Origin of the sequence: Bacillus sp. HNG (assembly GCF_003400205.1) — a bacterium.
GTDB lineage: Bacteria > Bacillota > Bacilli > Bacillales > Bacillaceae_L > Ferdinandcohnia.
In genome coordinates, this window is record NZ_QUQV01000001.1 from 368834 (window position 1) to 393553 (window position 24720).

A 24720-nucleotide genomic window follows, 5' to 3' on the forward strand; every position below is an offset into this window, starting at 1 on the left:
ACCACTGTATATAAAAGGACATACATTCATCGTGGTTCAACGATTAATTTTATAGCAGTTCTTTCTTCACCATCAATTTGAATATCTGTAAATGCCGGAATACAAATTAGGTCCACTCCACTCGGTGCCACAAACCCTCTAGCTATCGCTACTGCTTTCACTGCCTGATTTAATGCACCTGCACCAATCGCCTGGATTTCTGCTGCTCCTCTTTCACGCAATACACCTGCAAGAGCTCCAGCTACAGAGTTTGGATTAGATTTTGCTGAAACTTTTAATATTTCCATTTCTACTTTCCTCCTTGTTCTTTACAATGTTTCCCTGAGTGATCGGTAGAACCATACAAACCAATACCGACTGATAAATTACGATCTATCACTATTTTTCTAAGATCCTAACACGATCGCAAGACATACCAGTGGCTATCTTTATTCAACCAGGGATTCCCAAGTCCTGTTGAACAACGAATAATGATCCCATAACTACTATATTCACTAGAAACTACCAGTATTCCTGCTTGTTTCTAAGTTTTTTCTAAAAATTCAAAAACTTGTTCAATACATGAAAAAACCAAGATATTGAAATGAATATCTTGGTTGAAAAGTTCAGTCAAAAAATGGGTGATCGTCATTAATGAGAATTCGTTGAATCCCTTTTGCCTTGCCACTCTTTGGGTCTACATCTATGAGAACACCATTTAATTGGGTTCTTCCTTGAACCACTTCAAATCGTGTAGGTAAAGTCGTTCTAAATTTATGAATAACAGCTTCTTTATCCATACCTAAAATCCCATCGTATGGCCCTGTCATCCCAACATCTGTTATAAAGGCAGTGCCTTGTGGTAAAACACGATTGTCCGCTGTTTGGACATGTGTATGTGTTCCAACGACAGCAGTTACCCGTCCATCAAGATACCAGCCCATCGCGATTTTTTCACTTGTAGCTTCCGCATGAAAGTCAACGAAAATGATGGAAGTTCGCTTTTTTGCTTGTTCAATTAATTCATCACATTTTTTAAACGGATCGTCAATAGCAGGGAGAAATGTCCGACCTTGCAAATTAATAATTGCAACCTCTTGTCCATTCACTTTACTATACATGATTCCTTGACCAGGAGTTCCTTCGGGGAAATTGGCAGGACGGATCATGTTTTTAGCAGTATCAATAAACTCGAAAATGTCTTTGTTGTCCCATGTATGATTACCTAGAGTGATTGCTTGGGCACCGCTCTCGAGAAATTGGTTGTATATTTTTTTAGTAATCCCTCGTCCCGATGCTGCATTTTCACCATTCACGATGGTAAGTGTAGGATGGAATTTTGCCTTTAGTTTCGGAAGATATTCACGAATCATATCTCTCCCTGGTGAGCCGACAACATCACCAATAAATAAAATCTTCATGTAAAAGCCCCTTTCATAACAAGTGAAGCACAAAAAGCGAAAAATCTCAATGTCAAAGGCCATTTTTTAGAGTATTTGCCAGTTGTAACTTTTCTAATAATTTTGAGCAAAAAAATAAAGTGGTCTTAACGACCACTTTATTTTGCATATTCAACCGCTCTTGTTTCACGAATAACGGTTACCTTGATATGACCCGGATAATCCAACTCTTCTTCGATTCGTTTACGGATATCGCGGGCTAATCGATGTGCATTTAAGTCATCGATTGCATCAGGTTTTACGATAATTCGAACTTCACGTCCAGCTTGTATAGCAAAGGATTTTTCAACACCATCATAGGATTCTGAAATCTCCTCTAGCTTTTCAAGGCGACGGATATAGTTTTCAAGTGTCTCACTTCTAGCACCAGGTCTTGCGGCAGATAAAGCATCAGCTGCTGCAACTAAGACAGCAATAATAGATGTTGGTTCCGTATCACCATGGTGGGAAGCAATACTATTGATAACAATTGGATGCTCTTTATACTTCGTGGCTAATTCTACACCGATTTCAACGTGGCTACCTTCCACTTCATGGTCAATAGCTTTACCGATATCGTGTAATAGTCCAGCACGACGAGCAAGTGTTTCATCTTCACCTAACTCAGCAGCCATTAAACCTGCCAAGAATGATACTTCCATTGAGTGCTTTAAGACATTTTGGCCATAGCTTGTACGATACTTCAAGCGACCTAAAATCTTAATTAAATCAGGATGGAGTCCATGAACACCAACCTCAAAGGTTGTTTGTTCACCCACTTCACGAATATATTCGTCAACTTCACGTCTAGATTTATCAACCATCTCTTCAATACGTGCTGGATGAATACGTCCGTCTTGAACAAGTTTTTCAAGTGCGATTCTCGCTGTTTCACGGCGAATTGGATCAAAGCCAGATAAAATAACAGCCTCTGGTGTATCATCAATAATGAGGTCAATACCCGTTAATGTTTCAAGTGTACGGATGTTTCGTCCTTCTCTACCAATAATACGACCTTTCATCTCATCATTAGGCAAGTTAACTACAGATACTGTAGTTTCTGCGACATGATCAGCGGCACATCTTTGAATAGCTAGCGAAAGTATTTCTTTAGCCTTTTTATCAGATTCTTCCTTTGCACGAATTTCTGCCTCTTTCACCATCATCGCAATATCATGGGAAAGTTCATTTTCAATACGTTCAAGGATGATTTGCTTTGCTTCTTCACGTGTTAAGCTAGAAATGCGCTCAAGTTCAACCTGTTGCTTGTGTACCATCTCTTCCACTTTGCTTTCCATCTCTTCAATATGCTGTTGTCTTTGAGCGAGAGAATCCTCTTTCTTTTCTAACATGGATTCACGTTTATCTAAAGTTTCATCCTTGCGATCAAGGTTCTCTTCTTTTTGCAATAAACGATTTTCTTGTTTTTGTAGTTCGTTTCTTCGATCACGGACTTCTTTTTCTGCTTCTGTGCGAAGTTTGTGAATTTCATCTTTTGCCTCTAACAGTGCTTCCTTCTTTAATGAATCTGCTTCTCTATTGGCATCTTCAATAATTTGTTCGGCAACACTTTTTGCACCTGCAATTTTTGTTTCGGCAATTGATTTACGAACATAAAAGCCAACAATCGCACCGACGATTAGGCCAAACAAAGCGGAGATGATTATAGAAATGGGATCCATCTTCTTCACCTCCTCTTGCTATAAACTTTTTCTTGCTAGATCAAAATGTCGGCATGTACATTAATCAATTTCGCCCTTGCGTATTTGCACCCAAATTTCTTGAGGTAACTCAAAAAAATTCAGTTAACAATTGCATATATACGCAGGAGCCTTTAACTTTATTAAGCACGATTAAACGTTACTGAATAAAGTTAGATAGATAACATACAGCGCAAAGGCTTTTTAAGCTAATCAGAGTCTTAGGTTACGATCCGAAAGCAGCTTTGACTACTCCGGGTCTGAATAGCAAAAGCTCAAACCGAGTTTTGCTTCTAACGTTTTAATTCTAACAAAATGTAAAATATACATTTTAATTGTAAATGTGTGAATTTTTATTGTCAAGAGCTGTCAAAAATACTGTTTCATGAAAATGGAAATTTTGTGTAGCGGAATTGTCTATATTCGCGTTCTACGAAGCTAAGAGGTGGTTTCTTTCGCGTTCAAATTTGAGTGAGTGGATGGAGAAATTAAAGAAGAGACACAAATGCTGTGTCTCCATCTTCATTAGTCTTGTAAATCAAACTCTTCCTGTTCCTCATCAGCTGGTGCTACTTTAACACCGTCAAGCCCATAATGATTTCTAATTTGCTGAAGGATTTCATTACGAACATCAGGGTTTTCTTTTAAGAATTGTTTTGCATTTTCGCGACCCTGACCCACTCTTTCTTCATTATAAGAATACCAAGAGCCACTCTTTTGGACGATATCAAGTTCCGAACCGATATCAATGATTTCGCCCTCAATTGAAATTCCTTCTCCGTACATAATATCTACTTCAGCTGTTTTAAATGGTGGTGCTACTTTATTCTTAACAACCTTCACTTTTGTTCTATTACCAACAAGTTCATTGCCTTGTTTTAATTGTTCCGCACGACGAACCTCTAGTCTTACAGAAGAATAGAATTTAAGCGCACGTCCACCTGGGGTTGTTTCTGGGTTTCCGAACATTACCCCAATTTTTTCACGGACCTGGTTAATGAAAATTGCAATTGTATTTGATTTATTGATTGCACCTGAAAGCTTACGTAATGCTTGTGACATTAAGCGGGCTTGTAGACCCATATGGGAATCTCCCATTTCACCTTCAATTTCTGCTTTTGGAACAAGTGCTGCAACAGAGTCAACTACTAAAATATCGACTGCACCACTACGTACTAATGCTTCAGCTATTTCTAATGCTTGTTCACCAGTGTCAGGCTGAGATAATAATAGTTCATCAATGTTTACACCTAATTTTTGTGCATATGCTGGATCAAGCGCATGTTCCGCGTCAATAAACGCTGCTTGTCCACCAGTCTTTTGTACTTCAGCAATTGCATGAAGTGCTACAGTTGTTTTACCAGAGCTTTCTGGTCCATATATTTCAATTATCCGTCCTCTTGGATATCCTCCAACACCTAATGCTACGTCTACCGCTAGTGAACCACTAGATATAGTAGAAATTCGACGATCAGTTTGTTCTCCAAGCTTCATGATTGAGCCCTTACCAAACTGTTTCTCTATCTGCTTCAATGCCATTTCTAAGGCCGCTTGACGATCACTCACTAATTTTTCCTCCTTTATTCGTGAAACTACTATTACTATACAATGTTTTGTTCGATTTGCCAAGCAAAAAGTCGAACATTTATTCGCTTATTTTTATTAATAGTTTTTTCCCATAAATCCAATTATTAATAGTTGAAAATTGTATTTTCAAAGTTATAAAGACCATTAAATTTTAATTTTTGTCTTTCAAATAAAATTATAATAATCATAAAAAAAAACGTAAGCATATGCAACTTACGCCCATTATCTATTTATTTCATTCAATCGGTAAAAGGACTATTTTTTATCTTCTTCCTTTGGTTTTATCGGACCACATATCCCTGTGTTGACATCGCAGACAAATCCTGAGGAACTGTCAATGTCCAAGCTTTTTAATTTTTTTACACCATTTAGTTCTTTCAACGCTCCATAGCCATCTGTTGAAGATGTTGTTGATTTAGTTTGCTTGTCATCTACCATCGATTTTCCTCCTCATTGTTTCATTATGATCATTTTATATGATATTCCCCTTGATTTCTAATAAATTGAACTTCGACCGTATTGGCATTATCCCTTGTATAGTCTCTGTAGTTCGGCCAGATCTAACTTTTTCATTTTTAGAACAGCCTTATTAACACGTTCAATTTGTTCTGGAGTGCTATTATTCATCATCTCATCCATTTCGCGTGGCACAATCTGCCAAGACACTCCATACATATCTTTCAGCCATCCACATTGTTCGGCTTCAGGAACAGCTGACAACTTATCCCAATAAAAATCAATCTCTTCTTGTGTGTCGCAATATACCATAAATGAAATGGCCTCGTTAAAATTGAATTCATGATCTTCGGCACTATCCATTGCTACAAACCAATGATTTTCTAGTCTAAAATCAGAAAACATAATTGTTCCTTCTTTGTTTGGTTCCATCCCCTTAGGGTAACGGACCAAATTGCCCTGCTTTGAGTTCTTGAATACAGATAAATAAAATTTTAGAGCTTCCTCTGTTTTACCGCATTTATCTCCAGTAAACATGAATGACGGTATAATCGTTGGTCGCTCTTCACCTTCTGGATTTGTAAGGATTAACTGCCAAGACAAGCCATACTTATCTTGAATCCAACCATACCTCTCACTAAATGGATATTTATCAAGTGGCATAAGAACTGCGCCACCTTCAGCTAATTTGTTCCAAACCTCATTCATTTTGTCGCGCGCATCTTTTTCTCGTGAAGGGTCAAAATTTACGAAGAAAGAAAGGGATGGATTAAATTTAAAATAAGGACCAGCACTAATTGCCATGAACTTTTGTCCCCACAATTCAAACGAGACTAAATCGGCATCGCCGGATGGCGTATCGTAAAGTGTGGTTACATTCGTAATGCTCGAGTTCGGAAAAACAGAAGTATAAAACTCTGCTGCTTCTTTCGCCTCCTTGTCATACCATAAATGCGGAACGATGTTTTGATTCGTTTTTGTCATTTTATTGCACCCCTTATGTATTTATTTTTTAGGCTCTTTTCTAAAAGATTGATGCTTTTAAAACACAGGGTGAGTTCTGCTCCTGATACTCGCTTTCCGCGGGCGATCCGCAAGCCTCCTTGCTTCACTACAGGGTCTTGCTTGGCTCGCTATTCCCGCAGGACGTTGAGTTTGCTTCCTTGAACTACACCGCACGAAGAAAATGCATGCATTTTCGAGGATCTCGTACCATCCGCTGAGATCACTGGAAGAACAACAATTACTACAATCATATCCAAAAACAACAATGTTTACGAAAACAGCCATTTTTTATTTTACCCATATCACTTTGATATTGAGTATTTTGATAAAAACTAAAACCATTATTACCTATGTGCATCTATTCGTGCTTGTTTATATCCATAAAATGCACAGGTACCATTTATAGTAGGGTCATTAACTTCGAATCCACATTTTTGATAGAAACTAAAATTATTAGCTGAAGTGTGAGCAAACCAATCACCATGTGGGAGCTTTTGAACACAATGCTCTACCAGCTTCTTACCTATTCCCCTTCCACGATAATCCGATAAGACAACTAAATCCATAATCGTAGCTGCCATTATCTTGTCTGAGATGACACGAACCATACCAATCATTTGTTCCTGATCCCAGACTGTATATGCCCATGTTGAGTTTTGAAATATCAACGAAAATTTTTCTTTTTGCCAATTTGGAATATTTTTCACCCATCCGGCATCTTTAAATAGACCCTCGACATTGTCTGCAGGAACACCTTCTGTGCCTTCCCTAATTTATGAAACCATTAAAATACTGATACACCTCAAACACCCCCATTTTAAAAAATCTAAAATCTTGAACACTATGGAATAAATACTTTCAACTAAATTGAGTATTTTCCTTCTTACTCCATAAAAAAAGACGATCTATTAAGATCGCCTTTGGGTGAAAATTTCAGTTTCCTTATTTGTTTAATAATTGGAGCAAATAGTAGAACCCATATTTAATGGTTCTAGTTCTGATACCTTGGCGGGAACCCGCTAACTGTAATGGATATACTTTTGTAGGCTGATCTAAATAGGAAATCCCAATATACACCGTACCTACCGGTTTCCCTTCCGATTCACTTGGTCCCGCTACACCAGTAAAACTTATCCCTATATCGGAATTTAGGAGCTTTCTCACGTTCTCAGCAAGCTGTAGGGCTGTTGAACGACTAACAGCCCCATCCGTATCGAGAGTTTCCTTCTTAACATGTAGCACATGTTCCTTCACTTCATTTGTGTAACAAACAATTCCACCCTTCACAACCGCAGAAGAGCCGGCTAGATTCGTTAATTCTTCGGCGAACAAGCCACCTGTTAAACTTTCAGCGCTCGCTATCGTTAGCTGAGACGCTTTTAGTTTATTCATAAGTTCATTAACTAACGAAGTCGAGTTATAGCCATATAAGAACTTTCCTACTCTTTTTAAGATTTGTGCCTCTGTATCATCTAATAATCTATTTGCAACGTCAAGAGAACTGTGCTTTGCTGTTAAACGAAGTGTAACTTCACCATCACTTGCCAATGGAGCTATCGTAGGGTTTGTTTGGTTATCGATTAAATCTTCAATCTCTGTTTCAAGATGCGATTCTCCAATACCAAAAAAACGTAATACCCTAGATTCAATTCGTTCAACAACACCTAATGTTTTTAATAAGAATGGTGCTCCGTATGAAAGAAACATTGGATTAAGCTCTTTAGGAGGACCTGGGAAAAGCATGTATATGATTTTATCGACTTCTAGTCCCATTCCAGGCGCCATTCCATGATCGTTAGGAAGGATTTCAGAGCCCTCAAGTACAAGAGCTTGTTTTTTATTATTCTCAGTCGTATGGCGGTTTGTTTTCTTAAAGAAATCTTCAATACTACGTAAGGCTGTTTCATCAAATACAAGCTGTCTTCCTAAAACCCTTGCAATCGTTTCTTTTGTTAAATCATCCTTTGTTGGACCCAATCCACCGGTAAAAATAATCAGATTGGAACGTGATTGTGCGATTTTAATCACTTCCTCTAAACGTTCGGAATTGTCACCAACGACTGTATGGAAGTAAACATTGATTCCAAGCTCGGCAAGCTGTTTGGAGAGAAATTGTGCATTGGTATTTGCAATTTGACCCAAAAGGAGTTCAGAGCCTACAGCAATTATTTCAGCATTCATTTAAGAATCTCACCATCCTATTTGGAGTTAGCAAAAACCCCTTTATTTTTCGCGAAGTAATCCCATCCTGAAACAATCGTAAATATAACAGCAACCCAAAGTGCAATCATATCAAAAGGGATTGATAGAAATTCAAACGGCCAATTATGTAATAATAATGCAGAAACAGCTACAACTTGAGCCCACATTTTTATCTTTCCTAACATTTTCGCAGCAGAAACCTCTCCACCCTCTGCTAATAAGAGACGTAAGCCAGTAACCGCGAACTCTCTACTTATGATAATAACAACCATCCATGCCGGCGCTAAGCCGAACTCAACTAAACTAACCAACGCTGCCGATACTAAAAGCTTGTCTGCAAGTGGATCTAAAAACTTTCCAAGGTTCGTTACTAAATTATGCTTCCTTGCTAAGTGACCATCAATCCAGTCTGTACTAGAAGCCACAATAAAAATAATCGCACCGACTAAATGGGCAACAGGTATTGACATTGAGCCAATCGAAACATCGCCCCATCCAAACGGAACAAACATAATAATTAAAAATAGTGGAATTAGGCAAATTCTTGCCACTGTAATCTTATTTGGTAAATTCAAAATTCATACCTCCAACATGTACTAAAATATCTATAATAGTGATAATACCACTTATACGAAACAAAAAGCCATCATAATGATGACTTTTTGTTATTCCTCGGTTCCTGGAGTGTACTTTAACGTAATGATTTGACGAACAATTTGTCCGGTATCAAATGGATACGTAAAAGGCTTACCATTGATTTCTACTGTGAGATCCGAAGACCTGCCAACTGTTAAAATCACTTCTGATTGATTTGTTAAATCAACCTCTTTTGTTGTGCCATTTGCAATTGTTTCGTAAATAAATCTTTCATTTTGACGATTTTGAAGCGTTACCCATGATTGACCAGCTTCGGAAGCGGTAACTTTCACTTTAAAAGTATCAGTATTTTTTAACTCATAGGTTGCGGTGCTTGTTTCTTTTGCAATTTCGACTAGCTCCTGAGCTGGAGTTTCTTCCACAGGTTCTTCTTCAGCAGGTGTATTATCTGTTTCACCGGCTACCTGTTCCTCGTCTTTTGGTTCCTCTTTAACAGGAGGTGGCTCATTGGATTCGTCATATTCAGTTTCCTGACTCTCAAGTTTTGTCTCCGGTTCTTGGGCAACATCTTTTTTGGATACAAACCAATAAATCGTCATCGCACCACCAAGAAGGAAGAGTGCTAATATAATGATTGGTACTTTATCTATGACTTTCGAACTTGTCGTAGAAATTTGCTTTCTCGATTGTACTCTAGAAATTTGTTCGGGAATGTCATCATTATATGTACCTGGAATTTCTGACTTAAATTCCTCAAATAATCCCTCAGGATTTAGCCCGACTGCTTCAGCATATTGTTTAATGAATGCACGGACGTAGAATTTGCCTGGCATTACAGAATAATTTCCTTCTTCAATACCAGCCAAATATCTTTTTTGGATTTTCGTTATTTGCTGTAAATCATCCAAACTTAAGCCTTTTTGTTCTCTCGCTTCTTTAAGTCTAGATCCTAATTCAGTCATTTTTTTCACCTACCAACTCTCAGATACCTATTCACATATTTGCGTTCATAATACTAGCATTTTTATCCTTCACAGTAAAGGTTTTACGATAATATTTACACAAAAATTAAAAATCAAAACCTGAAAAATTAGACTCAGAAAACTCTTGGTATTCCATATCATATGTAATTTCTTCTTCAGGTTCATTTCGAAGTTCAATAATGTAATCAAAATCCTTTAATGTATACTCGGTATTACGTACAAATATATCTGGATGCTCCACTAATTTAACTGCAGGAAGTCTCATGATCTCCCTAACTAACTGTAAATGTTTTTCAGTTGCGCGCTTTGTAGATACTATGCCATCGATGATAAAAAGATTATTGACGTTGTACTCATCATGAATTAACTCATTTCGCATTGTTTGCTTTAATAAAGTCGATGATACAAACAACCATTTTTTATGCGCACAAACACTTGCAGCTACAACTGATTCAGTTTTACCCACCCTTGGCATTCCCCGTATTCCTATCAGCTTATGCCCCTCCTGTTTAAAGAGCTCAGCCATGAAATCAACAAGAAGACCTAATTCATCGCGAGTAAACCGGAATGTTTTTTTATCATCTGCATCCCGCTGTATATATCTCCCATGTCTTACTGCAAGCTTATCACGAAGCTTTGGTTCTCTAAGCTTTGTAACGGTTATCGTATCCATTGTATGTAAGATTGATTCAAGTCTTTCAATTTGTTCACTACTATCACTTAATAAAAGCATTCCTCTTCTACGATCATCTACACCATTTATTGTGACAATATTTATCGAAAGCATTCCTAATAATGAAGATATATCCCCAAGTAGTCCTGGGCGATTTTTTGCAATTTCATATTCTAAATACCACTCTTTTTTCTCCAACATTCCCAGCCCCTCGCTTGGTGATTATCATTTTCCAATTGTGAAACTGTGCATCATTTTTATTATAAACTAATCAATTCACATTTTATAGAGGGGTAGAAAAATAATGGATAAACTAAATGAAAAAAGAGAGGAAAGTCCTCTCTCGTTTTAAACCACTGCCTAACCTATTGAACAAGCTTTACCATTACGTTGGCAATCGCTTGTTGCTCCTCTTCAGAAGCAACGTTCCAAAGGTCACGTAAAACTTTTTCTTGAGCATTTTTCGGCTCTACTTCACTAGCCAGGTAATCACCTAGTTGATGAGCCATATCATTGATCACATTTTGATCCATTCCTTCAGATTTAGCATGCTGCAAGCGATCACCTAAAAAATTTTTCCAATCCTCGAAATTGTCTAGTACTGACATAAGTGACCCTCCTTATAAGGTAATTACAATGTTAGTTTGTCGAATGTTAAATAATTTATTCGTAAAATAATCAAAGCACAAATAAAGTTAGCAATGCCAACCACCATTGACAGACAACACTTGACCCGTAATATAAGAAGCTTTATTTGAAAGTAGAAATGCAACCGCATTTGCAACCTCACTTGGCTCTCCAATTCTTCCCATCGGAATATCTTCACTAATGCCTTCGATATCTTCAGGAGTAAATTCCTTAAGCATGTTTGTATCAATTGCGCCGGGTGCAACAGCGTTAACTCTAATTCCACTAAGCGCAACTTCCTTTGCTAAAGCTTTTACAAATGAAATTTGACCACCCTTTACCATTGAATAAAGTACTTCACAGGAGGCTCCTGTGATTCCCCAAATCGAGGAGATAACGATAATATTTCCACTTTTTTTTGTGATCATGTTTGGAAGCAATGCTTTTGTTAACATATATGGTGTACTCACATGAAGTTGTACCATTTGTTCAACTGTCTTTTCATCAAAATCAGTCATAAGTCCAAACACACTCTTACCGGAATTATGGATAACTGCGTCAATTGGATGTTCAATTTGGTTAACTAATTGATTTACTCCGTTCGCAATGCTTAAATCTGCCTTAATCAGGAATGTTTCCACACCTTTAGAAGCTAACTCTTCTGCAATCGTTTTTATAGATTGTTCATTTTCATGGTAATGGAGGTATAACGAATAGCCCAGACTGGCAATTTCTTTAGCAATGGCACTTCCAATTCCTCCACTCGCCCCTGTCACTAATGCATATTTTTTCATTACTCATTTCCCCTTAAAAAAGCATCCTTCACAAAAGGATGCTTTTTTTCCATCAAAATGCGCCTTGGCGTATTTGTGCCCGATTTTCTTAGGCCAACACGAGGTGGGTCACAAAGACGTTGGATGTGGCGTTCTTAGTCTTTGATCCTACTCCTCGAAAAATTTCCCTTTGAAAAGTCGTGGCATCCGCCGTAGGCTTTAACTTTATTTAGCCAAGGTTAGTACCCTGCAATTATTATACTCATATTACGAATATCTCACCACTTAAAAAGATACGTAGCCTTCTGAAATAAACTTATCTATTTTTTAGGTATTACCTGGCACTCGGTCATTCGAACTTCATCAAAGAATTCATTTACCGTGTTTGTTATATCATCGACGGTTAGACTTTCCATCATGGGAACGACATCGAATAAATTCATTTCATTAAATGCATATCTTGTAAATTGATTTGCAATATAATCTGGTGAATTTAAAGAGCGTAAAAACGCACCAATCTTTTTCTTTTTGACACGTTCTAATTCTTCAGAAGTGATTCCTTGGTTTTTACTTGAAAGCATAATTTGTCTAATTTTTGATGATAATTCATCAGGGTTAGGTGTATCACCGCCAACGACCGCAAAACCAAACCCTTGTTCTTCCGTATAATCAAACGTAAACGTGTCATCGATTAAGCCCTCATCATATAATTCCTGATAGTACTTAGAGCTTTTTCCAAACAGCCAATCCAGAATAATCGTTAAAGACAATTCTTGTTTTAGCAATTGATCGCCCTTACGAGACGGATTTAAGGCTTTTACGCCCACCATACATTTTGAGGATTGAACATTCATTTTAAGAACTTTCTTCTTTTCATTTACTTCAATTGGTTCATCTTCAAAATGGCGTTTAATTTCTGGCTGATCCTTGTAATCTTTTTGTGCTTGGTTAGAACGAATTTGGTCCATTATTTTTTCCGGTTCAATGGGACCCACAACAAATAAAACCATATTACTCGGATGATAGAAGGTTTCATAGCATTCATAAAGCATATCTTTTGTTATTTTGGCAATGGAATCAATTGTTCCTGCAATGTCAATTCGTACTGGGTGGTTTTTATACATATTTTCAATGACACCAAAATATAGTCTCCAATCAGGATTGTCATCGTACATTGTAATTTCTTGCCCAATGATGCCCTTTTCTTTTTCTACTGTTTTTTCCGTAAAATAAGGACTTTGAACAAAGTCAATCAACGTCTTCAAATTCAATTCTACATTGGATGTAGATGAAAAAAGATAAGCAGTTCTAGTAAATGAAGTAAACGCATTGGCTGATGCACCTTGTTTACTAAAATCTTGGAAAACATCGCCATCCTCTTTTTCAAACAGCTTATGCTCTAAAAAATGAGCAATTCCATCTGGTACATGAACGAAATCATCCTTCCCTAATGGTATAAATTGATTATCCACAGAACCATAATTTGTCGTGAACGTAGCATAGGTTTTGTTAAATCCCTTTTTAGGAAGGATATAGACATTTAGTCCGTTATCAAGTTTTTCATGAAAAAGAACCTCTTGAAGTTGATCAAATGTGATTTTTTCCATTACTTGCCTCCCTCCAATCCAGTAAGGAAGTAGATGGTATCAAGTTCAATTTTTTTTGCCACATTGACTACTTCCTCCTTCGTTACAGCTTCTATTCCAGAAATCCAATCTTCAAGCTTCCTTGGTTTTGGGGAAACAACATTATGATACAGGACCTCTGCAATTCCTCGTGATGTATCAATGGTTTCAAGTAGTTGATTCCGGATTACAGCTTTTGTTTGAGTCATGATCTCATCTGTAAAATCACCATCGACCATCGCTTGCAATTGTTCCTTTATAATGGTTACTGCACGATCATAATTAGAAACATCGATTCCAGACATCACCATTAATAATCCCTTATGACTTTCTACCCTTGATGCTGCATAGTAGGCCAAGCTTTCTTTTTCACGTACATTAATAAATAATTTTGAATGCGAAAACCCACCAAATATCCCGTTGAATACCTGAAGAGCATCATAATCAGGATCACTATAGGTTGTATTTGTACGATATCCAATATTTAGCTTACCTTGTTTAACATCCTGTTTTTCAATCACTTCATTGACTTTTACGACCTGTTTTGTTTTCGTTTCTGTAAATGGCCGCTTGTTTCGATCAGCAAATACAAACGTGGATGAAACAACTTCCTTTACCTTTTCTGGTTCGATATTACCAATAATATATAAGTCAATCTCGTCTTCTTCGATTACTTTTTGATAATAATCGTATAAAGATTGTGCCGAAATAGTATCAATGTCTTCAATTCTTCCATTAACGTGAAGATGATATGGTTCATCTTTACACATTTCTTCAACTAAGCGTAGATTTGAATACCTCATTTTATCATCATTAACAGCTTGAATTCGTTGCTTAAGGCTACGTTTCTCTTTTTCAACGATCGTATTCTTAAAAGCTCCATTTTCAGTAATAGGAGAAAGTACCATCTCCTGTAACAATGCAATGGCTTTATCAAGAAGTGGTGTTTGATCTTTTAAAAATAATTCATTCGCAATTTCAACAAAAAATGTAATAATGTGATTTTCACCTTTTTTAGCTAAATCCACATATAACGCAGCTCCATATAATTCGTCTAGATAAGAGCGTAAACTAGTTGTTGAGGGATAGCTAGCTGTTTCACTTTGCAGGACGTATGGTAGCAATGCCCTCTGTGTTACGTATTCCTCCTGAAGCGGTGCTTTCATTCGTAATACAATCGTATTTGTTTTAAATTTATCTGTTTTTATCGTGTGAAGAGTCAAGCCACTTAATTTATGCTCAGTTTCATTAAGTAAAAACATGTAAACATAGCCTCCTTTTTTCGTCATAACTTAAAACCATATATGGCTATTTTTCAACCAAAACCGTTTAATTAGTCTTAAAATCACTATAACCTCAAATTAGCAATAATTTCAAGTTTTGACCCATAAATTTCCTATGAACAAAGTGCAAGTGCCTTGAAATAGAACATCGACTAACTACTGCCATGTCCTGTGGCAAACGTAGATGTCAGCACTAGGATGTCAGAAGGCGGTTTTGCCTTCCGAAGCGATTGCCTTATGACCTCGAGCGGCTAGGCGCTGGAGCTGGACTTGAATACAACTAACAAAATTTGTATACAATGAGATAAATTTTATAATTTCCTAGAACACAAAAAAGGAATGGCATTTAGCCATTCCTTTTAAAAATGATATTTATCGTTTCCCTGAATCAAAAGGTTCACCAGCAGCCTTAGGTGCTTGCGATGATTTAGAGAATATAACCAATGCAATTAAAGTGACCACATAAGGGAAAATTTTCAAGATAATTGGTGGAAAAACGGCAAGCTCAGGGATAACCTGTGAAACGTTGGCAACTGTACTTGCAAAACCAAAGAACAAGGTAGCGCCTAATATTCCCAGAGGCTTCCATTGTCCGAAGATTAATGACGCAAGAGCTAAGAATCCTAAGCCAGAAACGTTTCCAGTAAATTCACCCGCATATGTCACAATAATTAGAGCACCACCTAAACCTGAAAATGCGCCAGATAGTATGACTCCTAGGTAGCGTACTCGTTTTACATTAACTCCTGCGGCTTCTGCAGCTTGTGGATATTCACCACAAGAACGCAAACGAAGTCCTATTTTTGTTTTGTATAATACAAATGCACTTATTAACAAAACAACCAGGATAAACCACGTTGTTGGATATGTTTTTGTGAAAAACAGATCCCCGATAACAGGAATTGAAGCTAGTCCAGGAATATCAGTCGGTGTAAAACCACTTGTAATTCGGATATTTCCACTACCTGTAATATTTCTTGCTAAGAATACTGTTAATGCACCGGCTATCATATTGATGGCAGTACCACTAATAATTTGGTTAGCATTTAAGTTAATGCTAGCAAACGCATGTAATAATGAAAAGATAATCCCAACAACGGCTGCTGCAATCAAGCCAAGCCATAGAACTGCATTATGATTTGAAATTGTATCCTGAAGATAATAAATCGTTAGGGCACCAGCAAATGCACCAAAAATCATTAGCCCGTCTAAACCGATATTGACAACACCACTTCGTTCACTAAATAATCCTCCAAGTGCTGTAATAAGAAGGGGGATTGTAAATACGATTGCATATGGAAAAATCTGTTCAATGATTGACCACATATTACGCTTCCTCCTTTTTTACAGCTTTGCTTTTTGAATTATTTCGTCGTTTCATGAATTTATTTATTAAACGTTCAATCAAAATACTTGTTGCAGCAAAATATATAATGATTGCAATGATTGTATTTGCAAGTTCTGGTGGAATTTCTGTCATCGCATTCATAAATCCAGTTCCTGAATAAAGGATTCCAAAGAATACAGCTGCAAAGAATACTCCGATAGGATTGTTAGCTCCTAATAAAGCTACGGCAATTCCGTCAAAGCCTTGTGCTGGCAAAATTCCAATTTGCATGCTCGTCGCATTTCCTGTGTACATTGCAACACCAGCAAGACCTGCTAATCCACCAGAAATGAGCATGGATAATACAATATTTGAATTCACTCGCATACCTGCATACTCTGCAGCATCACGGTTAAACCCAACCGCTTTCAATTCAAAGCCTAAAGTTGTTTTATTAATGATAAAACCAACTATAATAACCGCAATAATACCTAGGAACAAACCAAGATTGATATAGGAGCCTTGGAACATTTCCGTTAAAAATGGCACACGTAATGTTGCTTCATCCGCTAACTTTCTTGATTCTGTTTCAAGAAACTCTCCCTTGAAATATCCAGGAACAACATAATATACAGTCCAATATGCAACCCAGTTCATCATGATTGTAGAAACAACCTCATGCACATTAAATCTTGCTTTAAGCAATCCTGGAATAAACGCCCAAAGAGCTCCTCCAAGAAAACCGAGTAATATCATAACGAGCAGGAGAATGGGTCTGGACCAGTCAAAAGTTAAACCAACAGCAGTCGCAACTAGACCACCAATTAGCATTTGACCAGAAGCTCCGATATTAAATAAACCTGTACGGAATGCAAAAGCAACCGATAAACCAGTAAAGATTAATGGTGATGCAGTCGCTAATGTATCCCCAATTCTAGAGATGTTTTTTAATCCTCCCTGGAACAAGTAACTATACCCTTCGAAGGGATTGCTTCCAATGAAAAGCATTAATATTCCACCAGCTATTAGACCTAAAAGCACTGCAATTAATGAAACAATTGTGGTTCTCATACACTTCTCTCCTTACCTACACCAGCCATCATGAGACCAACCTCATTTTCATTTGTTTCAGAGGCATTTACAATCCCAATAAGTTCACCGTTGTTAACTATGGCAATGCGATCAGATAGCTGCAATACTTCATCGAGTTCCAGAGAAATTAAAAGTACTGCCTTACCTTTGTCACGGTGCTCGACCAACCGTTTATGAATATATTCAATTGACCCAACATCGAGACCACGAGTTGGTTGAACCGCAACTAGCAAGTCAGGATCTAATTCGAGTTCACGTCCAATAATTGCTTTTTGTTGGTTACCACCGGATAAGGTTCTTGCTATGGAAACTTCCCCTTCTCCTGAACGCACATCAAAATTTTCTAAGATCTTTTTCGCATATTCTTTCATTGCAGAAACTTTTAGTAGGCCGTGCTTTGAAAATGGTGGTTTATTATAAACTTCAAGTACCATATTGGATTGGAGCGTGTAGTCCAATACAAGTCCACGTTTTTGTCTATCTTCAGGAATATGAGCAATCCCCTTATCAATTCTTTTACGAACCGATAGACTTGTGATATCCTCTCCATTTAATAGTATTTTACCCGACTCTGCCTTACGAAGACCTGTTATTGCTTCGACTAACTCAGATTGACCATTACCTTCAACGCCTGCAACTCCGACAATTTCTCCTTTGCGTACGGATATAGAAAAGTTTTTCAAACCTAAAACCTTTCTATTATTTTTTACGGAGAGAGAATCTATTTCTAAAACCACTTCACCTGGTTTACTTTCTTCTTTATCTACATTAAAGGAAACATGTCGACCTACCATCATTTCCGCTAAGTTTGCTTCACTTGTTTCTGCCACATTAACAGTACCAATATATTTGCCGCGACGAATTACCGTACAGCGGTCTGCGACAGCTTTAATTTCCTTTAATTTATGTGTAATGATGATGATGGATTTTCCTTCTTTAATCAGGTTACGCATAATTTTCATTAATTCATCTATCTCATTTGGTGTTAAAACAGCTGTTGGCTCATCGAATATTAGCACATCAGCTTCACGGAAAAGCATCTTCATAATCTCAACCCGCTGCTGCATTCCAACAGAAATGTCTTCTATTTTAGCATGAGGGTCTACATTTAGTCCGTAATATTTAGACAGTTCTTCAATCCGTTTCGCGGCACTATTAATATCTAGGACAACCCCATTCTTTATTGGTTCGCTACCTAAAATGATATTTTCAGTAACCGTAAAATTATCTACTAGTTTAAAGTGTTGATGCACCATTCCAATACCTAGACGGTTTGCCACATTAGGGTTGGAGATATGCACTTTTTCCCCATTTACTTTAATCATCCCTTGCTCAGGCTGATACATACCAAATAAAACACCCATAAGCGTGGACTTTCCTGCCCCATTTTCACCAAGCAGGGCATGTATCTCTCCCTTTTTTAAAGTAAGAGTGATATTATCATTTGCTACAATCCCAGGAAATTCCTTCCTAATATTCAGCATTTCTACAACATATTCCATAGTAGCACTCACCTTTTTCTAGACTCATATCCTTTTTTATTAGGAGTCCCCTATCCACATCTAAAAATGTAGAAAGATGTGTTACGTTCACCTTTTTAGGTTATATACAAAAGAGACGGATGAAAACCGTCTCTCTTTAAACTACACTTACTTGATTAAATCACCTTGTTCACCTGAGACTTTAATTTCACCTGATTTAACCTTTTCAAAGATTTCTTTCACTTGCTTAACTGTTTCCTCGCTTAAGTTAGGGTTTTCATCTGGAATACCTACACCATCATTTTTAACATCGTAGGTTAACGTTTCGCCACCAGGGAATTCTCCATTTAACTCTTTTTCAATTAGTTCTTGAGTTGCGTGAGCAAGTTTCTTCATTGCAGAAGTTAAAGTAACTGATTTTTCACCTTCATAAATTCCTTCAGAATATTGGTCTACGTCAACACCAACCATCCACACTTCTTCTCCTGCTTTGGCACGGTTTTTAGCTTCTGTAAAAGCACCTACACCAACACCACCAGCAGCAGCAAAGATTACGTTTACACCACGATCATACATTTGTGCAGCAATTTGTTGACCAGCAGCTGAGTTATCAAATGATCCTTGATATACTACGTTGTCAGCTTTAATTGTTAAATTTGTTCCTAAGTTTTCATTCGCATATGCTAGACCTTGTTGGAAGCCCCAGTTAAACTTTTGAACAGCTGGAATTTCCATACCACCGATAAATCCTGCTTCTCCTTCTTGTAACTCAAGTGCAGTAGCAACACCAGCTAAGAAACCGGATTCATGTTCAGCAAAAAATACAGCAACAGTGTTGTCAGCGACTGCAGGAACAAAGTCACCCTTATGTGGGTTACCGTCTAAAATAACAAATTTTGCGTCTTCGTATTTAGATTGTGCTTGGAAAATAGCGGTTTCAAATTTGAACCCAGGTGCTACAATAAATTTATAGCCTGCATCGTAAAGGTTACCCATTTCTTTTAGGTATTCTGCTTCAGTAGTACCAGCTGGCTTAAGATATTTTGTTTGAATGCCAAGCTCGTCTTCTGCAGCCAAGATTCCTTCCCAAGTACCTTGGTTAAAGGATTTATCGTCAATTGTACCAGCATCAGTAACCATACCTACTTTCAGGTCAGCACCTTTGCCATTTCCTTTACTTGTACCTTCGTCATCTGCGCTTCCACATGCTCCTAGTAATGTTCCAGCTGCAAGTAGAAATGCAAGACCAAAACCAGCTTTCTTTTTAAACATAATTTAACCCCCTAAAAAATTTTTAATAAAACAAAGCCTTACTTTAGAATATTTGTTAGTAACGGACTACTTATTCACCTCCTTAAAAAGTGCATTTTTATCACCTTTATAATACACGCTTTCTAACAACATGGAAGGAAAATTTGTCAGCTCTAAAATAATTTTGTGAAAATAATACAGGCTTATCATTTTCGTCGTAATGCATTTGTTTTAATAACAAAAGGGCTGTTTCCGGATCACAATTTAAAATAGGAGAAATGGTCTCATGGTACCCAATCGGTTCAATATGAGTCACAGCATATGTGATTTTTCTTCCTGCTTTTTTCTCTAATAAATCAAAGATAGATTCTTCATGTGAATAGCTAGAAGGTAAATTTTTACTAAGTATTTTATCAATACAATACACAACAGGCTCGTTGTTTGCCGTACGGACCCGTTCGATCACAGTTATTTCTTCATTTTCTAAACAACTAAATCCCTTAATATCGCCGTCAGTTGGTCCCTTCACTGTTTTTGACAAAAAGATGGTACCTGGTGACATTTCAGCTTGAATAATCATATCTGTAATACTACTAATCTGCTCAATTCCGGAATTAAAAAGAGGTTTTGCATTAACAAAGGTCCCAACGCCATGCCTTCTAATAATGACATTCTCTTCTTCAAGAATTCGTAATGCTTCTCTCAATGTTGCTCTGCTAACACCCAATTGTTTTGCTAGGAGAAATTCGGATGGTAGCTTTTCCTTTTCTTTGTAGACTCCGTTATCGATATCAAGTCTAATCTGATCTATCACTTGCAAATACAATGGTCGATTATCTAACTTGATAGTCATCTGCATTTCCCCCAGTTTATGTAAAGTCATCAGACCTCTGATGTTAGACCGATATTAATCCGAGATAACTATATCATTTTTTTTGAAAGAAATAAATAACAATTGCCAAATTTGTCGAAAAAAAAAGAAGAGCAATTGCCCTTCTTTGTTCAAAATTAACTTTCGAATTAACTTCCAACATCTTCATTTTTGGCTGTAACAAGGACTACTCTTGGTTTACTACCCTCATATGGACCTACAACACCTCTAAGTTCCATTGCATCGATCAGTCTAGCAGCTCTCGTATATCCAATTCTAAACCTTCTTTGAAGCATGGATACTGACGCTGTTTGCATTTCAATTACAAGTTGTACAGCATCGTCATATAATTCATCATCTACTTCCTCAGTCGTCTCAACTGTGTCTGTCGGAATCATCTCTTCTTGATACTGAGCCTTTTGTTGAGATATAACAAAATTAACCACCTCTTCTACCTCATCATCTGATAAGAACGCACCTTGTACGCGAACAGGTTTTGAGGCTCCAACAGGTAAAAATAACATATCTCCTCTTCCTAATAGTTTTTCTGCTCCACCCATATCTAAAATGGTTCTAGAATCGGTTGAGGAAGAAACACTAAAGGCAATACGCGAAGGTATATTGGCTTTAATAACCCCTGTGATTACGTCAACTGAAGGTCTTTGAGTTGCGATAATTAAGTGTATTCCGGCAGCACGAGCCATTTGCGCTAAACGTGTGATAGAATCCTCAACATCTGATGAGGCGACCATCATTAAATCAGCTAACTCATCTACGATCACAATAATGTATGGAAGAGTTGGTTGTTTTGCTTCTTCTTCCAAATTGTGACGTCGGATATATTCATTGTAGCCCTCAATATTTCGCGTATGGGTATGCGCAAATAACTCATATCTACGTTCCATTTCGTTTACGACTTTTTTAAGGGCTTGTGATGCCTTTTTGGGATCTGTCACAACTGGTGCTAGTAAATGTGGGATTCCGTTGTACACATTTAATTCAACCATTTTCGGATCAATCATCATCATCTTCACTTCATGTGGTTTAGCCCTCATAAGTACACTTGTAATAATGCCATTAATACATACACTTTTACCGCTACCTGTAGCACCTGCAACTAATAAGTGAGGCATTTTATTAAGTTCAGCAAATTTAGCCTCACCTGAGATATCACGTCCAAGCCCAATTAATAACTTAGAGTCTGAACGCTGTGGTTCAATATCCTCTAAGACCTCTCGTAGTGATACAACTGCAATTTCGGAATTGGGTACCTCGATTCCAACAGCTGATTTACCAGGGATTGGGGCTTCAATTCGAATGTCTTTGGCAGCTAATGCTAGTGCTAAGTCATCACTTAAATTAACGATTTTACTTACTTTTACACCAACATCAGGGTATACTTCATATTTTGTCACGGCCGGGCCGAGGTGAACCTTTGTCACCTTTGCTTTGACACCAAAGCTATGAAAAGTTTTTTCTAGCTTTCTAGCATTTTCATAAATATTTTCATGCTCTGCACTTTGATTTGTTTGTTTTGGCGGATGAAGAAGTTCAATTGGTGGTAATTCATAATCTACATTCTCCAACTCACCCTCAGTAAAGGTAATTGGCATTTTTTCATCATGGTCATCTTCATTTATATGATGTTTTTGCTCATGTTTTTCTTGATTAGTCTCGTGTTCTTTTGTATATGCCTTATCTGCAAAATTCGAGATAATCGGCTCGATCGGAATCTCGACAGGGTCTTCTTCGACCTGCTCATCTTGTGCAGCATGAACATCTTGTTTTTGTGTCTCTTTTTTCTTCTTTCGTTTTTCTCTTTTTGGCTGATTTTTTCGTTGCTGTGACCAATTTTTAATATCATCGACGAATGCAATCCATTGATTCTTAAAAAATGTAAAAACAGGACCAAACATTTTCGCAATGGTATCGTGGAGCGATTTACCGGTAACAAGCACACCACCAATCACAATTAAAAAGACGGAAATAATCTTCGTACCCGCTTCATCAAATAGAAAATACGAAGCAGCAAATAGGATGGAACCAATCATACCTCCGCCTAAATCAGTAGTGCTTGTATTGCCATTTACCACTGCCCAAAACATACTCCATGTATTTTTAATAACGCTTGGGTCAGTGAATTTACCCTCATTTGTTTGCAAATTAAATAATGGAATATGACTTAATAGGAGCAATGCGCAAATGATTAAATAGACTCCAATCAATTGCCTAGTAATCATTCTTGGCCATGTGCGGTTCCAAATGATATAAAGTGAAACGAGCAAAAGTCCAATTAATCCAAGAATGTCCCAATTGCCAAGGAAAAATCGAAATAAATAGACTAACGCCGTCCCTACTGTTCCAAGTCTAGCTAATCCAATACATGCTAGAGCTAGCAATAATAAGCCTAGCAATTCATATTTAAGTGTTTTTTTCCACTCATCTTTTCGCTTCGACTGTCTTCGTTTTCGTTTTGCCATACTACACCTACTCTACCTATCAATAAAGGAAAGCAGCCAAATTATGGCTGCCTATGTAATGAAAATCTACTTAAATTATAGCACAATCAAATGCGCCTTGGCGTATTTGCGCCCAAATTTTTTAGGCCCACACGAGGTGGGTCACAAAGACGTTGCCACAGGATGTGGCGTTCTTAGTCTTTGATCTTAAGCTCGAAAAGTTTCCTTTGAAAATCGCATGTCTCCGCCGGAGGCTTTAACTTTATTCAGTGGTGGTTAACCTCCAGTGAATAAAGTTATACCATTCTGTCTCAAAGTCTTATTTTCTGCCCTGGTGAATATCTTACATCCAGATAATGCTGAGGATCTGTGCTCATTACTCTCTCAATCGTGTATTCGCCGTTTTGAGCTTGACTTACAGCTAAAGAAACACCATGTAGATCGACATACTTTAATTGATTATCTTCTATATCAGTTTGTGGATAAATTAATTCCTGTGGCATCATCGTATATAAAATCATTGGATCATCTGCCCACTTTCGTCAGAAAGATTTCGCTCTTCAATTAACTCATTTAATTTCTTCAATGCCTGACCAATTCCACCAATCCCATCAATGAGCCCATATTCAACTGCATCCGAACCAATTACATTTGTCCCAATATCTCTTGTTAAATTGCCTTTTGAAAACATCAATTCCTTGAATTTCTCTTCTTTAATGTTTGAATGACTAATTACAAAATTGACAACACGCTCTTGCATTTTATCAAGATATTCAAACGTCTGTGGCACTCCTATAACGAGACCTGTCAGTCTAACCGGATGAATCGTCATTGTCGCCGTTTCCGCAACGTAGGAATAATCGCAAGCCACAGCAATTGGCACACCAATTGAATGCCCTCCTCCTAAAACGAGAGAAACAGTCGGCTTAGAGAGTGAGGCTAGCATTTCAGAAATGGCAAGTCCTGCTTCTACATCTCCTCCAACAGTATTTAAAATAACAAGTAAACCTTCGATTTTAGGATTTTGTTCAATGGCAACAATTTGAGGGATAACATGTTCATATTTTGTTGTCTTATTTTGCGGTGGCAGTTGAATATGACCCTCGATTTGACCGACAATTGTAAGGCAGTGGATTTTGCTGTCATTTGACAATTGAGGGACATTTGTTTGTCCTAATTGCTGTATCTTATCTACTAATGATGACCCCTTCGATTCATTTTTATCTTGATCCCCTTGTGGTTGTTCTTCATTTATGAATTGATTATTATTCATTGTAATCTCCTTTCAACCCATTTACCATTTAGTATAA

General features: G+C 37.4%; 22 protein-coding genes and 1 pseudogene. All 23 read right to left on the bottom strand.

What is annotated here, in order from left to right; translation table 11 throughout:
• Positions 1-26 precede the first annotated feature (26 nt).
• Positions 27-287, bottom strand: coding sequence for a stage V sporulation protein SpoVS (spoVS, locus tag DZB84_RS01680; protein WP_003181955.1), 261 nt, complete (start codon positions 285-287; stop codon positions 27-29).
• Positions 288-605: 318 nt separating this feature from the next.
• Complete coding sequence (locus DZB84_RS01685) at positions 606-1400, bottom strand: TIGR00282 family metallophosphoesterase (RefSeq protein WP_116350512.1); 795 nt, start codon at positions 1398-1400, stop codon at positions 606-608.
• A gap of 137 nt (positions 1401-1537) precedes the next feature.
• Positions 1538-3100, bottom strand: coding sequence for a ribonuclease Y (gene rny / locus DZB84_RS01690; RefSeq protein ID WP_116350513.1), 1563 nt, complete (start codon positions 3098-3100; stop codon positions 1538-1540).
• Between the two features lie 543 nt (positions 3101-3643).
• Positions 3644-4684, bottom strand: coding sequence for a recombinase RecA (gene recA, locus DZB84_RS01695; RefSeq protein WP_099355307.1), 1041 nt, complete (start codon positions 4682-4684; stop codon positions 3644-3646).
• 276 nt (positions 4685-4960) lie between these two features.
• Positions 4961-5143 (bottom strand): hypothetical protein, encoded by a 183-nt coding sequence (locus DZB84_RS01700; protein WP_116350514.1) that lies wholly within the window; start codon positions 5141-5143, stop codon positions 4961-4963.
• Between the two features lie 87 nt (positions 5144-5230).
• Positions 5231-6145 carry a VOC family protein gene (locus DZB84_RS01705; protein ID WP_116350515.1) on the bottom strand — a complete coding sequence of 305 codons (915 nt, stop codon included), beginning with the start codon at positions 6143-6145 and terminating at the stop codon, positions 5231-5233.
• 365 nt (positions 6146-6510) lie between these two features.
• Positions 6511-6967 (bottom strand): annotated as a pseudogene (locus DZB84_RS01710) (GNAT family N-acetyltransferase).
• Between the two features lie 141 nt (positions 6968-7108).
• On the bottom strand, positions 7109-8347 hold the full coding sequence (locus DZB84_RS01715; protein ID WP_116350516.1) for a competence/damage-inducible protein A: 1239 nt from the start codon (positions 8345-8347) through the stop codon (positions 7109-7111).
• A 17-nt stretch (positions 8348-8364) separates the two neighbouring features.
• On the bottom strand, positions 8365-8943 hold the full coding sequence (gene pgsA / locus DZB84_RS01720) for a CDP-diacylglycerol--glycerol-3-phosphate 3-phosphatidyltransferase (RefSeq protein ID WP_116350517.1): 579 nt from the start codon (positions 8941-8943) through the stop codon (positions 8365-8367).
• Between the two features lie 90 nt (positions 8944-9033).
• Positions 9034-9927: a RodZ domain-containing protein gene (locus DZB84_RS01725; protein WP_116350518.1), complete on the bottom strand. Its 894-nt coding sequence runs from the start codon at positions 9925-9927 to the stop codon at positions 9034-9036.
• Between the two features lie 106 nt (positions 9928-10033).
• Complete coding sequence (locus DZB84_RS01730) at positions 10034-10819, bottom strand: YmfK family protein (RefSeq protein ID WP_116350856.1); 786 nt, start codon at positions 10817-10819, stop codon at positions 10034-10036.
• 167 nt (positions 10820-10986) lie between these two features.
• Positions 10987-11229: a DUF3243 domain-containing protein gene (locus DZB84_RS01735; RefSeq protein WP_116350519.1), complete on the bottom strand. Its 243-nt coding sequence runs from the start codon at positions 11227-11229 to the stop codon at positions 10987-10989.
• 87 nt (positions 11230-11316) lie between these two features.
• Entirely contained in the window at positions 11317-12042 is a 726-nt protein-coding gene (gene ymfI / locus DZB84_RS01740; protein ID WP_116350520.1) for an elongation factor P 5-aminopentanone reductase, read from the bottom strand.
• Positions 12043-12341: 299 nt separating this feature from the next.
• Positions 12342-13628 carry an EF-P 5-aminopentanol modification-associated protein YfmH gene (gene yfmH / locus DZB84_RS01745; RefSeq protein WP_116350521.1) on the bottom strand — a complete coding sequence of 429 codons (1287 nt, stop codon included), beginning with the start codon at positions 13626-13628 and terminating at the stop codon, positions 12342-12344.
• Positions 13628-14908, bottom strand: a complete 1281-nt coding sequence (gene yfmF, locus DZB84_RS01750; RefSeq protein WP_116350522.1) for an EF-P 5-aminopentanol modification-associated protein YfmF — start codon at positions 14906-14908, stop codon at positions 13628-13630. Before yfmF ends, yfmH begins: the two co-directional genes overlap by 1 nt.
• A gap of 393 nt (positions 14909-15301) precedes the next feature.
• Positions 15302-16255, bottom strand: a complete 954-nt coding sequence (locus tag DZB84_RS01755; RefSeq protein WP_116350523.1) for an ABC transporter permease — start codon at positions 16253-16255, stop codon at positions 15302-15304.
• 1 nt (position 16256) lies between these two features.
• Positions 16257-17327, bottom strand: coding sequence for an ABC transporter permease (locus DZB84_RS01760; RefSeq protein WP_116350524.1), 1071 nt, complete (start codon positions 17325-17327; stop codon positions 16257-16259).
• A complete protein-coding gene (locus DZB84_RS01765) occupies positions 17324-18850 on the bottom strand; it encodes an ABC transporter ATP-binding protein (RefSeq protein ID WP_116350525.1) in 1527 nt (508 codons plus the stop codon). The genes DZB84_RS01760 and DZB84_RS01765 overlap by 4 nt, the downstream gene beginning before the upstream one ends.
• Positions 18851-18997: 147 nt before the next feature.
• On the bottom strand, positions 18998-20101 hold the full coding sequence (locus DZB84_RS01770) for a BMP family lipoprotein (protein ID WP_116350526.1): 1104 nt from the start codon (positions 20099-20101) through the stop codon (positions 18998-19000).
• 106 nt (positions 20102-20207) lie between these two features.
• A complete protein-coding gene (locus tag DZB84_RS01775) occupies positions 20208-20933 on the bottom strand; it encodes a GntR family transcriptional regulator (RefSeq protein WP_116350527.1) in 726 nt (241 codons plus the stop codon).
• Positions 20934-21100: 167 nt separating this feature from the next.
• Positions 21101-23431, bottom strand: a complete 2331-nt coding sequence (locus DZB84_RS01780) for a DNA translocase FtsK (RefSeq protein ID WP_116350528.1) — start codon at positions 23429-23431, stop codon at positions 21101-21103.
• 290 nt (positions 23432-23721) lie between these two features.
• On the bottom strand, positions 23722-23931 hold the full coding sequence (locus tag DZB84_RS01785) for a YlzJ-like family protein (protein ID WP_116350529.1): 210 nt from the start codon (positions 23929-23931) through the stop codon (positions 23722-23724).
• Positions 23928-24683 carry a ClpP family protease gene (locus DZB84_RS01790; protein WP_116350530.1) on the bottom strand — a complete coding sequence of 252 codons (756 nt, stop codon included), beginning with the start codon at positions 24681-24683 and terminating at the stop codon, positions 23928-23930. The genes DZB84_RS01785 and DZB84_RS01790 overlap by 4 nt, the downstream gene beginning before the upstream one ends.
• Between the last annotated feature and the right edge of the window lie 37 nt (positions 24684-24720).